We start from the raw sequence: 11,549 nt of genomic DNA on the forward strand, positions 1-11,549 counted from the left end.
AACACTGAGGTCGCCCATGCCATCCGATATTTCCACCGACGTCCTGATTGTCGGCGCCGGGGTTGCCGGCCTCTGGCTGAATGCGCGCCTGCGCCGCCAGGGCTTTTCCACGGTGGTGGTGGAAAGCGCCACCCTGGGCGGCGGGCAGAGTGTGAAATCCCAGGGGATCATTCACGGTGGTGCGAAATATGCGCTGCACGGCGCGCTGACCGGCGCCTCCGAGGCGATTGCCGATATGCCACGCCGCTGGCGCGAAGCCCTGGCCGGCAGCGGCGAGCTGGATTTGTCCGGCGTGCGCCTGCTGTCCGAGGCCCACTACCTGTGGTCTCCCGGCACCCTGGCCGGCAACCTCACGAGCTTTTTCGCCAGCAAGGCCGTGCGCGGCCGGGTCGATCAGGTCAAGGGCAACGAGCTGCCGCCAGCCCTGCAGGACCGCCGCTTCAAGGGCAGGGTCTATCGCCTGGCGGAACTGGTCGTCGACGTGCCCAGCCTGATCGAACGCCTGGCGCAACTGGCCGGTGACGGGCTGCTCGCCGGGCAACGGATCGAGCCTCTGCGCGAGGGCAATACGCTGGTGGGTCTGACGGTGGATGGCCGTGAGATCCGCGCCCAGCGCATCGTATTGAGCGCCGGCGGCGGTACCGCTGAGCTGCTGAAGGCCCTGGGCCTGAGCACACCGGCCATGCAAAAACGCCCGCTGCACATGATCATCGCCAAGGGCCCCGGCCTCAAGCCGCTGTACGCCCACTGCCTGGGCGGCGGCACCAAGCCGCGCATCACCATCACCACCCACCCGGCCGCCGATGGCAATTGGGTGTGGTACATGGGCGGCGACATCGCCGAGGCCGACGGCGTGACGCGCACCCCACAGGAACAGATCGCCACCGCGCAAAAAGAGCTGGCGCAACTGCTGCCGTGGATCGACATGAGCCAGACCCGGTGGGCCACCCTGCGCGTCGACCGCGCCGAACCGCTGCAGTCCGGCCTGGTGCGCCCCGACAATGCCTTCCTCGCCGAAGAGGGTCGGCTGCTGGTGGGCTGGCCGACCAAACTGGCGCTGGCACCGGACTTTGCCGATCGCGTAATCAACAGCCTCGAACGTGACGGCATCCGCCCTGCCGGCGGCGAGCCGCTGCCCGCCCTGCCAAAACCCGCCATCGGCGTACCCGCCTGGGAGCAACTGTTGCCATGAGCCTGCCAACCCTGCACGACCTGCACCGCCCCCTCGGCAGCACCGGCCTGCTGGTCTCACCGCTGGGCCTAGGCACCGTCAAACTCGGCCGCGACCAGGGCGTGAAGTACCCCAACGGCTTCCAGATTCCCAATGACGAGGAGGCGCGGATGTTGTTGCGCCAGGCGCGCCAGTTGGGCATTAACCTGATCGACACCGCGCCGGCCTATGGCTTGAGCGAGGAGCGCCTGGGGCCGCTGCTGCGTGATCAGCGCAAGGACTGGGTGATCGTGAGCAAGGTTGGCGAAGAGTTCGAGAACGGCGTCTCCCGCCACGACTTCAGCGCCGCCCACACACGGCTGTCCATCGAGCGCAGTTTGAAACGCCTTGAAACGGATTTTATCGACCTGGTGTTGGTGCATTCCGACGGCAATGACTTGCACATTCTCAACGACTGCGAAGTGTATGAGGCCCTGGCCGCGCTGAAAAAAGAGGGCAAGATTCGCGGTTTCGGCTTCTCCGGCAAAACCGTCGAAGGTGGCATCAGGGCCCTTGAACAGGGGGACTGCGCGATGGTCACTTACAATCTGAACGAACAATCGGAGAAAGCCGTCATTGATTATGCGGCGGCCCACGGCAAGGGCATTCTGGTGAAAAAAGCCCTGGCCAGCGGCCATGTGTGCCTTGACCCTGGAATGGATCCAATTCGTGCCAGTTTCATGTTGTTGTTTGCGCAAACGGGCGTCGCCAGTGCTATTGTCGGGACCATTAATCCGCTGCACCTGGCCCATAACGTGGCGACCGCTGCCCAGGTCATTCGTCAACTCTGATGCCGCCGACGCGGCCGACCCCGTCGCAAGAAGGAGCCGACATGCCGCGAACGCTCATAAGAAAAAACCCGAGTAACTTCAAGACCCTGCCCCTGCACGTCGAAGCCAGCCCCGAAGGCCTGAGCTACCAGAGCGTCGGCATGCCGCTCAACTTTGCGCAGACCCTGCAACGGCGCAAGCCGGTGGAGGTGGCCGACCCCGAGCGTTTCGCCCTGGAGCTGGCCAATCTGGGCGTGTCGGTACGCCTGACGTTGCACTGGCAAAACAAGGACTACTGGGTGCTCGTGCGCCAGCGTCGCCAGGACCGTGGCGATGTGGTGCTCAAGCTGATCTCCGGCTACGTGCCCGCCCACGAACTGAACCTGCCGCTGCACACCGCCATCCATGAAATCGCCGAGGAATGCCTGCTGGAAACCCCGGAAGGCTGGCTTGGCGGACGCTTCAACGACACCTGGCTGCCGGCGCCCTACTCCGCCGCCCTGCACTACCGCGAAGCGCTGCCGTTTCGCTTGAGCCCGCTGTCCGGCGCGGCCCGTCCGGTGCGCTGCGCGACCATGCAGTTGATCGAGCGCCCCCGGGCCTATGTGCACTTGCCCACGGCCTCGCTGCAATTGATCTACGACCTGCGCCTGGAAGTGCCCAGGGAGGCCAAGTCCCTGAGCCTGTTCCATGTGGATGAGCGGCTGGAAGGCGATCAACTGGTCGCGCGCCTGGACCGCCAGCGCCCGGATCTGTACCTGATGCCGCTCAAGGACGGCCAGCCATTGGCCGAGCTCTATACGTTGAAGAAAGACCAGTTGTACCCGGCCAGCACGCGGGGCCTGTACCTGGCGGAAAGCTTCGCCCAGCAGGACGGCTGGCTGGTACGCGACGAGCGGATTCGCTGGAAGGACTGGCTGCGCCAGCAAGGCCTGGCAGAGCCGGAAAAGGAATCCAAACTCAAACGCCTGGCCAAGCGCGTGCTGCGCAAGATGGTGCCGAAGAAAAAATAAGGTGGAAGCCCCCGCCAGTTCTTCGACTTGGCACTCTCGCCCAGCAAACTGAAGCCTCTGTGGCGAGCAGGCTTGTCCTGCGTTGGGCTGCGCAGCAGCCCCAAAACCAGGCGCTGAGCCGTATCAGGTACTCCGCGTTTTGCTGGATTGGGGGCGCTTCGCACCCCAACGCGGGGCAAGCCCGCTCGCCACAACAAGCCCGCTGGCCACAGGGATTGCGGTCAGACGTTGAGCAAGCGCTCCAGGCCCACCTTGAGCGGGGTCGGTTCGGGCAGCTTGAAGCTGGCCAGCAACCGTTGGTTATTGGCTCGCGAATGGCGAATGTCCCCGGAGCGCGCCGGGCCGTAGGTGACTGTTGGCAACGTGCCCACCACTTGCTCAAGCGCCTGCAATACCTGCTTGAGCGTGGTGGTGCGGTTCCACCCCACATTGATCGCACCCAACGGCGCTTGCGGCGCTTCGATGGCCTGCACCAGCACATCCACCAGGTCTTCCACGTACATGAAGTCGCGGGTTTGCTCGCCATCGCCAAACACGGCAATCGGTGCGCCCGTTTGCACGCGTTCGCTGAAGATGCTGATCACCCCGGAGTACGGCGATGACGGATCCTGGCGCGGCCCGAAGACATTGAAGAAGCGGAAGATCACCGGCTCCAGGCCATGCTGGCGGCGGTAAAAGTCAAAGTAATGTTCACCGGCCAGCTTGTCCGAGGCATAGGGCGTCAGCGGCGCCTTGGTGGTCTCTTCGTCAATCGAAGCACCCTCGCCATTGTTGCCGTACACCGCCGCGCTGGAGGCAAACACCACGCGCTTCACCCCGGCCTTGCGCATGGCTTCGCAGAGATTCAGCGTGCCGACGAAATTGCTCTGGTGCGTGCCCACCGGGTCGTCCACCGAAGCCTGCACCGAGGCCACCGCGGCCAGGTGCACCACGGCGCTCACGCCAACGGCGGCCTGGGCCACCTGTTTGGCATCGGCCACATCGCCTTCCAGCAGTTGCACCCGTGGGTTGTCCAGCGGCAGATTACTGCGCTTACCGGTGGACAGGTCATCCAGCACCCGCACCGAGTAACCCTTGGCGAGCAACGCATCGACCAGGTGCGAGCCAATAAAACCCGCGCCCCCGGTAATCAGTACGCACGCGTCACTCATGGCTGCGGATCTTCTCGACAATGGCGGTGGTCGAGCTGTTCTCGACCAGGCCCAGCACTTTGACCTTGCCACCATAGGCACTGACGATATCGGCGCCCACGACCTGATCGACCGAATAGTCGCCGCCCTTGACCAGCACGTCCGGCTTGACCTGCGCCAGCAGGTTTTCCGGTGTGCCTTCGGAGAAGCTGATCACCCAGTCCACCGCGCCCAGCCCGGCCAGTACGGCCATGCGTCGGTCGACGCTATTGATCGGTCGGCCCGGCCCTTTGAGACGGCTGACCGAGGCATCGTCGTTCACCGCGACGATCAGACGATCGCCCTGGGCGCGCGCCTGCTCGAGGTAGGTCACGTGACCGGCATGCAAAATGTCGAAACAGCCGTTGGTGAACACAATGCTTTCGTTGTGCGCGCGCGCATCGTCGATGGCCAGCAGCAATTGTTCGATGGTCAGCACGCCACGCTCGGAGCCTTCGGAGCGCTGGATCGCACGGCGCAGCTCAGGTGCGCTGATCGCTGCGGTACCCAGTTTGCCGACGACGATGCCGGCCGCCAGATTGGCCAGGGCCACCGCGTGGGGCAGTTCTTCGCCGGCGGCAATGGAGGCCGCCAGGGTGGAAATCACGGTGTCGCCCGCGCCGGTGACGTCGAAGACCTCACGGGCCCGCGCCGGCAAGTGCATGGCCGGATGGTGGGGGCGCAGCAGGGTCATGCCGTGCTCGCCACGGGTCACCAGCAAGGCACCCAGGTCGAGGTCGGCCATCAGCGCTGCGCCTTTGGTCACCAGGTCGTGTTCGTCGACGCATCCGCCAACGATGGCTTCGAACTCGCTGAGGTTCGGCGTGATCAGGCTGGCGCCTCGATAGATCGAGAAGTCCTTGCCCTTGGGATCGGCCAACACCGGGATACCCCTGGCCTTGGCGGCCTGGATCAGCATCTGATGGTTCTGCAACGCGCCTTTGCCGTAGTCGGAAAGCACCAGCACCTTGATGCCTTCGAGCAGCGCCTCGACCTGACCGCTCAGGGCCAGGGCGTCGGTGGCGAAGGGTTCTTCGAAATCGATACGCAGCAATTGCTGGTGACGGCTCATCACGCGCAGCTTGACGGTGGTCGGCTGATGGGCAATCCGCTGGAACAGCGCACGCACTCCGGCACCGCGCAGGCTGTTGGCCAGGCTGTCGGCGGCTTCATCGTCGCCGGTCACGCCTACCAGGGAGGCCGGGGCGCCGAGGGCGGCAATATTGAGGGCAACGTTGGCAGCGCCGCCCGGACGGTCTTCGATTTGCTCGACCTTGACGACCGGCACTGGCGCCTCAGGGGAAATCCGTGAGGTTCCGCCATGCCAGTAACGGTCGAGCATGACATCGCCGACTACCAAGACTGGGGCTTGATCGAATCGCGGCATGGACAACTTCATGGAGCAACCCACTACAAAATGAACAGGGGCGCGATATTAGCACAGGGTTATAGAAGGCTTGTGGAGCACCGCAAGCAAATGTGGGAGCAGGCCCCCTCCCACAACAAGCCTCACACAGACGCCCTGTGTGCCCCCATCGAATCAGGTGATGTCGGCCGACACCGGGGCATCCAGGCCCATGGCATGCAGGCGGGCGTAGTAACCGTTCTGCGCCAGCAGCTCGCCGTGGGTACCACGCTCGACAATACGGCCATCGTCCATCACCAGGATCAGGTCGGCCTTCTCGATGGTGGACAGGCGGTGCGCGATCACCAGGGTGGTGCGGCCTTGCATGACCTTGTCCAGCGCCGCCTGAATGTGGCGCTCGGACTCGGTGTCGAGGGCCGAGGTGGCCTCGTCGAGAATCAGCAGCGGCGAATTCTTCAGCAGCGCCCGGGCAATCGCCAGGCGCTGGCGTTGGCCGCCGGACAGCAGCACGCCGTTTTCACCGACCTGGGTGTCGAAGCCCTTGGGCAACTGGTCGATGAAGTCCTTGGCATTGGCATCGGTCGCCGCCGCTTCGACATCGGCCCTCGGCGCGCCGGCCAGGTCGCCATAGGCAATGTTGTTGGTCACGGTGTCGCTGAACAGGGTCACATGCTGGGTGACCTGCGCGATGTGCTTGCGCAGGTTGAGCAGCTTGTAGTCTTCGATCTCCACGCCGTCGAGCAGGATCTCGCCGCTTTCGTGGTGATAGAAACGCGGGATCAGGCTGGCCAGGGTCGACTTGCCGCTGCCCGAACGGCCCACCAGGGCGATCATCTGCCCAGGCTCGGCGGTAAAGCTGATGTCCTTGAGCACATGGCGTTCGGTGCCGGGGTAGGTGAAGTTCAGGTTGCGCACTTCCAGACGACCGCTGACCTTGTCACGCTCGATGGTGCCGTGGTCGATTTCGACGTCTTCGTCCAGTTGCTCGAAAATGCTCTCGGCACCCGCCACACCCTTCTGGATGGTGGAGCTGACTTCCGACAGTTGGCGAATCGGCTTGGGCAACAGGCCGGCCAGGGTGATGTAGGCCACCATGTCACCCGCCGATGCATCGCCACGCAGGTACAGCACCAGAAACATCAGCACGGCCATGGCGGTGTAGATCACCAGTTGCAGGGCCGGGGTGTAGATGGCGCCCGTGCGGGTCATGCGCAACTGCTTGTCGGTATTGCTCTGGCTGGCCTTGAGGAAACGCTTCTCCTCGTAGACCTCGCCGCCGAAGCTGCGCACCACGCGGTAGCCCTGAATGGTTTCCGAGGCCACATGGGTGACGTCGCCCATGGCCACCTGGATTTTCTTGCTCTGCTTGCGAAATTTCTTGCTGGCCGTGCTGACCATCACCGCGATCAGCGGCAGGATGGCGATCATCACCAGCGTCAGGCGCCAGTTCATGTACAGCAGCGAGGCGAACAGGAAGATCACCGTCATGCCTTCGCGGATCACCACCTTGATCGCATCGGTGGCCGCCCCCGTGACCATGGTCACGTTGAAGGTGATGCGGGAAATCAGGTGCCCCGAGTTGTGGTTGTCGAAATAACGGTTGGGCAGGGTCAGCAGGTTGTTGAACAGCTGCACCCGCAGGTCGTGGACCAGGCCCAGGGACACCTTGGCCAGCAGGTAGTTACCCAGGAACGAACCCAGGCCCTGCCATGCCGCGATCAGGATGATCAGCAGCGGCACGGCCTGCAGCAGCTGCAGGTCGCGCAGGAACGGCACGCTGGGGAACAGCACCGCTTCGGGGTTGGACAGGCCGTCGACGAAGTACTTGAGGATGTACCCCAGCATCGGCTGGGTCGACGCGAAAATCAGAAATCCGAGGATACTCAGTGCAAACAGCCCCGCGTAGGGCCTGACGTAGCTGAGTAGACGGAAGTATATTTTCAAGCTCGAAGGGCTTGCGCTCGGACTGGAATCGGTCATAACACGCGGCGTTTTGAAAAAGGAGGCTGACTTTAGCACAGCTTCTCTGTTGTACTTGCACCCGGCATGACCCGCGCGCCCGCGCTTGCTGCCGACGACAACCAATAACGCCTGCTTTACGATGGTCGGCTTTCTTTCTCTGGAATGGCTTTTGCGTATGCACTCCAAGCGTCTCAACTATGGTTCAAATCGCGTTTTCGACTTTCTGGTCATGTGGATTTTACCCATTGGCTTATTGCTGCTGCTGAGTGCGCTGTTCCTTGTCTCCAATCGTAATGTGCTGCATCGAATCGTCTACCTCCTGTTTACTGTGCCGACCTTGTTCATGCTGTTCCAGCGCCCCAGGGAGTTCCGGGAACTGCTGCGCGAACCGCTGGCGATCGCCTTTCTGGTGTTTGCCGCCTGGGCCCTGACCAGCCTGCTGTGGAGCCCCGAACCGAGCATCGATACCGACCTGTTCAAACGCCCGCTGAACACCTTCATGCTGTTCGGCGGCTGCGGGCTGCTGCTGCATTATCGCAACGACCTGTTCAAGCCGATCTTCTTCGCCGCTGCGGTGATCGCGATGGTGGTGTGCGTGTTCAACCTGGTGGCTTTCGCTAAGGGTTTCCAACCCGGCATGCGCATGATCGGCGGCCGTGGCGCCCTGGATAACCCACTGCTCAGCTCCCACATATTCGGTTTTTTCTGCGTGTACTGGCTGTACGTGTGCATGACCACACGGCGCGCCCATGTGCTGTGGTTCAGCGTGCCGGCCCTGACAGTGATGACGGCGGCGGTACTGGCGACCGGTTCGCGTACACCCCTGGTCGCCATGACCCTGGCCATCCTGTGGATGAGTTTTGTCAGCCGCAACCGTCGCTCTGCCGTGCTGATCGCGGCGCTGGTGGTGAGTGCCATTGGGCTGCTGCTGGTGTACCCGGAACTCATCACCCAACGCGGCAGCTCATTTCGGTTCGAACTGTGGAGCATGTCGCTGGAGCGAATTGCAGCCCATCCGTGGATCGGCCACAGCTACGATTCGGAGCTGTACCTGACCCTGGCGGACGGCTACGTGCTGCGCGAGCCGCACAGCTTCGCCCTCGGCGTGCTGTATTACGTCGGCATCATCGGGTTCATCCCGTGGATATTCATGCTTGGCTGGGGCCTGTACAAAAGCTTCAAGGAGCGCGCGCAACCGCTGTTCATCCTCGCCTCCTCCCTGCTCGCCTACGGCATCGGCGCGGGCCTGACCGAAGGCGGCGGCATCCTGTCGCGGCCCAAGGAGCACTGGTTCCTGTTGTGGATTCCGCTGGCGCTGATCGCCGGTTTGAGCATTGCCAAACGCCGCCACAGCCTGCTGCGCCTGCCCGTGCAAAGCCTCAAGCCTGCCGCTTTTGAAGCGCTGTGCAGCGATGCCCAGGTGATCGAAGCCGATGGCCTGGGCCCGAAAGTCCTGCGCCTGGTCGACGGCCGCTTTCTCAAGGTGTTCCGCGCCCGCCGCTGGTACACCTCGGGCAGCTTCAACCCCTACTCGGAGCGGTTCGCCAGCAACGCCGAACAACTGCGCAGCCTGGGCATTCCCACGCCGCAGATACTTGCGATCTACGCCCTCGCAGAGGGCAGCAGCGCCGTCACCTATTCGCCACTGCCCGGCCTGACCCTGCGCCAGGCCCTGCAAAGCCTGGACAGCAGCCTGCGCGAGTCATTGATCGAACGCTTTGGCCAGTTCATGGCGCAGTTGCATGAGCGCGGCGTGTACTTCCGCTCGCTGCACATGGGTAACGTCCTGCTGATGGACGACGGCGAGTTCGGCCTGATCGACATTGCCGACCTGCGCATCTTCCCGTCGCCCCTGCGCAACGCCTTGCGCCAACGCAACCTGCGCCATATGCAACGCTATCCGCAGGATCGCAACTGGCTGTTCGATACCCACTTCGAACAGTTGACCAAGGGTTACGCGACCGTTGCCAGCGCAGGCGCCACGGCGAAGATCCGCGCGCACGTACTGGCCGCGCCCAGCGCTTAGGAGCGCAGCGGCGTCAGGTAGAGCCGCACCAGGCCACGCAAGGTCTTGCGCCCCCAGAATTTGAGCGGGATCTGCTTGAGAATCTCCCGTGCCAGCGGTCGGTCACGATCGGCGGTCTTGAGGAACATCGAGTTCAGGAAGTTGTAGCGCACCGCGTCATAGGCCGGGTGATGGCTGAAGTGGGCATAGGTCTTGAGGATGTTCTCGATCATGTAGCGATGGTTCTTGTAGGTGTTGCTCGCATGCTGGCGGTACTGCGCCATCACCACGCCAAGGGCGTCGATGGTGTAGCCCGCTGCCGTGACTTTCAACTGAATGAGCAAGTCTTCCAGGGGGATCAGCGGGTCGAAGCCACCGACCTCCTCCAGCACATGCCGGCGAATCAGCATGGTCGGCGCCGGCGGGAACGGCTTGCGATCCATGAACATGTCATCGAAATCCAGGCTGCGAAACGGTACGTCGCGGCGCTGTTTTTTCTCCGGGTGCAGGTTGCCGTCGCCATCGATCAGCTCGATATTGCCGGCGCAGATGCCCACCTTCGGTTTGTCTTCCATATACGCCACCTGGGTGGCAATACGGTCCGCCAGCATGATGTCGTCGGAACCGAACGGTGCGATCAGGCTGCCCTTGGCCCGCGCAATCGCACCGTTGAGGGTCGCGGTGAGGCCCTGGTTCCGCTGCACCTGGAAGTCAAAGCCATGCTCGGCCTGCAGACGCCGGATGCGCTCGACGCTGTCATCCCTGGAGCCGTCATCCACCACCAGCAGTTCGATATTCGGGTACGTCTGACCGAGCACGCTGAGGATGCTCTGCTCGATGTACCGGCCGTGGTTGTAGGACGCGATAATCACCGAGACCAGGGGTTGTTGCGTTGTCATGCTCTACCTACTTGTTTCAAACCGGTGTCGATAAGGTCCAGGTACTTCTGCTGGAATTCTGCCAGGGCGTGATGCTCTTCGAGATAGCGAAACACCTGCTCGCCCTTGGCGCGCAGCTGTTCGTCACTCATGGCCAGGTAAGTGTCCAGGGCCGCGCTGAGTTGCTCGACATTGCCCGGCTCGTGGAACAGGCCACCCGCCCCTTCCACCAGCGGCAGCATGGCCGGGACGTTGGAGGCGATCACCGGCAGGTGCCCGCTCATGCCTTCGAGCAACGCCAGGCCGAGGCCTTCCTGCAGCGACGGCATGGTCCAGATATCGAAGGCGCGCACGTACTGGAGACCGTCCTCGCGAAAGCCCAGCAGGTGCGCGCGGCCGGTGAGCCCAAGGCGTTCGATGTCGGCGCGCAGGTCAGTTTCCGCGCGGCCGGAGCCAATGATGCCCAGTTGCGCGTCGGGGTATTTGTCCTTGAGCCGTGCGAACGCCTGCAACAGGTGCGTATGACCCTTGATCGGCACCAGTCGCCCCAACGCGCCAATGATCCGCGCGTCGGGCGCCAGCCCGAGCGCCTGGCGCGCCTGCTCGCGCGGCAACTGCAAGGCTTCGGCCTGGGGAATGTCGATGGCATTGGTGACGAAGGTGGTGTTCTCGCGGGTAAAGCCGCAGCCCAGGCCCACCAGATAATCACGCACTGCCGCCGAAACCCCGACAAACCGCCACGCCGGGCTGACCAGACGGCGCGTCTGGCGCCGGCGATAAGCACGCTCATATTCGCCAAAGCCATGGGAAATGCCGATGCACAACGGGATCTTCAGCCAGCGATTGAGCGACAGCATCATGTTCACCGACTTGAAGCGGTTGCAGATGACCACGTCGAACTGCTGCTCACGGCAATACTTGTAGATTTGCCACATCGCGCCCAGACGAATGCCCTTCAGGGCTTTCTCGGGAAATTGAAAATACTTGGAGTGATCGGCGACGCTCAACGGCTGGCCCGGTTGCGGGTGCCCGCTGAGGAATGCCGAGGTAACCTCGAAACGCTCAGGCGGCAACGACTTGACGATTTGCTCACCGAGGTCGGCAAAATCGTTGAGCTTGACGTTGTAGTCCGGCTGTAATTGCAAAACCTTGAAACGAGGCTTCATAACACTCCAT

General features: G+C 63.0%; 9 protein-coding genes. 4 read left to right on the top strand and 5 right to left on the bottom strand.

Translation table 11 applies throughout. The features are described from left to right. Nucleotides 1-16: 16 nt before the first annotated feature. Genes ACXX81_RS20240 through ACXX81_RS20250 form a run of 3 tightly spaced genes read left to right on the top strand, consistent with a single transcriptional unit; the run spans nucleotide 17 to nucleotide 2,993 of the window. Nucleotides 17-1,192 carry an NAD(P)/FAD-dependent oxidoreductase gene (locus ACXX81_RS20240; protein ID WP_458572275.1) on the top strand — a complete coding sequence of 392 codons (1,176 nt, stop codon included), beginning with the start codon at nucleotides 17-19 and terminating at the stop codon, nucleotides 1,190-1,192. Continuing rightward, complete coding sequence (locus ACXX81_RS20245; RefSeq protein ID WP_209987821.1) at nucleotides 1,189-2,001, top strand: aldo/keto reductase; 813 nt, start codon at nucleotides 1,189-1,191, stop codon at nucleotides 1,999-2,001. Before ACXX81_RS20240 ends, ACXX81_RS20245 begins: the two co-directional genes overlap by 4 nt. 41 nt (nucleotides 2,002-2,042) lie before the next feature. Continuing rightward, nucleotides 2,043-2,993: a metal ABC transporter ATPase gene (locus ACXX81_RS20250; RefSeq protein WP_458572276.1), complete on the top strand. Its 951-nt coding sequence runs from the start codon at nucleotides 2,043-2,045 to the stop codon at nucleotides 2,991-2,993. Between the two features lie 221 nt (nucleotides 2,994-3,214). Here the strand turns inward: ACXX81_RS20250 and ACXX81_RS20255 are convergent, their stop codons facing one another. From ACXX81_RS20255 to msbA, 3 genes are all read right to left on the bottom strand, one after another. Further along, nucleotides 3,215-4,144 carry an NAD-dependent epimerase/dehydratase family protein gene (locus tag ACXX81_RS20255; protein WP_458572277.1) on the bottom strand — a complete coding sequence of 310 codons (930 nt, stop codon included), beginning with the start codon at nucleotides 4,142-4,144 and terminating at the stop codon, nucleotides 3,215-3,217. After that, nucleotides 4,137-5,561 carry a bifunctional D-glycero-beta-D-manno-heptose-7-phosphate kinase/D-glycero-beta-D-manno-heptose 1-phosphate adenylyltransferase HldE gene (gene hldE / locus ACXX81_RS20260; protein ID WP_060548475.1) on the bottom strand — a complete coding sequence of 475 codons (1,425 nt, stop codon included), beginning with the start codon at nucleotides 5,559-5,561 and terminating at the stop codon, nucleotides 4,137-4,139. Before hldE ends, ACXX81_RS20255 begins: the two co-directional genes overlap by 8 nt. 141 nt (nucleotides 5,562-5,702) lie before the next feature. Then, the gene (msbA, locus tag ACXX81_RS20265) at nucleotides 5,703-7,508 is read right to left on the bottom strand and encodes a lipid A export permease/ATP-binding protein MsbA (RefSeq protein ID WP_209987811.1); all 1,806 of its coding nucleotides are present in this window, start codon (nucleotides 7,506-7,508) and stop codon (nucleotides 5,703-5,705) included. 157 nt (nucleotides 7,509-7,665) lie between these two features. Here msbA and ACXX81_RS20270 point away from each other — a divergent pair, with 157 nt between their 5' ends. Further along, nucleotides 7,666-9,516: an O-antigen ligase family protein gene (locus ACXX81_RS20270; RefSeq protein ID WP_458572603.1), complete on the top strand. Its 1,851-nt coding sequence runs from the start codon at nucleotides 7,666-7,668 to the stop codon at nucleotides 9,514-9,516. On the opposite strand, the gene ACXX81_RS20275 is transcribed toward ACXX81_RS20270, so the two are convergent. Further along, the gene (locus tag ACXX81_RS20275) at nucleotides 9,513-10,394 is read right to left on the bottom strand and encodes a glycosyltransferase (protein WP_458572278.1); all 882 of its coding nucleotides are present in this window, start codon (nucleotides 10,392-10,394) and stop codon (nucleotides 9,513-9,515) included. The genes ACXX81_RS20270 and ACXX81_RS20275 overlap by 4 nt on opposite strands. Then, nucleotides 10,391-11,539 carry a glycosyltransferase gene (locus tag ACXX81_RS20280; protein ID WP_458572279.1) on the bottom strand — a complete coding sequence of 383 codons (1,149 nt, stop codon included), beginning with the start codon at nucleotides 11,537-11,539 and terminating at the stop codon, nucleotides 10,391-10,393. Before ACXX81_RS20280 ends, ACXX81_RS20275 begins: the two co-directional genes overlap by 4 nt. Nucleotides 11,540-11,549 lie beyond the last annotated feature (10 nt).

This window comes from Pseudomonas sp. GNP013, from assembly GCF_054343995.1.

Coding starts and splice junctions, on each gene's coding strand:
- ACXX81_RS20240 (WP_458572275.1), top strand. CDS start 17: ATGCCATCCGATATTTCCACCGACGTCCTGATTGTCGGCGCCGGGGTT.
- ACXX81_RS20245 (WP_209987821.1), top strand. CDS start 1,189: ATGAGCCTGCCAACCCTGCACGACCTGCACCGCCCCCTCGGCAGCACC.
- ACXX81_RS20250 (WP_458572276.1), top strand. CDS start 2,043: ATGCCGCGAACGCTCATAAGAAAAAACCCGAGTAACTTCAAGACCCTG.
- ACXX81_RS20255 (WP_458572277.1), bottom strand. CDS start 4,144: ATGAGTGACGCGTGCGTACTGATTACCGGGGGCGCGGGTTTTATTGGC.
- hldE (WP_060548475.1), bottom strand. CDS start 5,561: ATGAAGTTGTCCATGCCGCGATTCGATCAAGCCCCAGTCTTGGTAGTC.
- msbA (WP_209987811.1), bottom strand. CDS start 7,508: ATGACCGATTCCAGTCCGAGCGCAAGCCCTTCGAGCTTGAAAATATAC.
- ACXX81_RS20270 (WP_458572603.1), top strand. CDS start 7,666: ATGCACTCCAAGCGTCTCAACTATGGTTCAAATCGCGTTTTCGACTTT.
- ACXX81_RS20275 (WP_458572278.1), bottom strand. CDS start 10,394: ATGACAACGCAACAACCCCTGGTCTCGGTGATTATCGCGTCCTACAAC.
- ACXX81_RS20280 (WP_458572279.1), bottom strand. CDS start 11,539: ATGAAGCCTCGTTTCAAGGTTTTGCAATTACAGCCGGACTACAACGTC.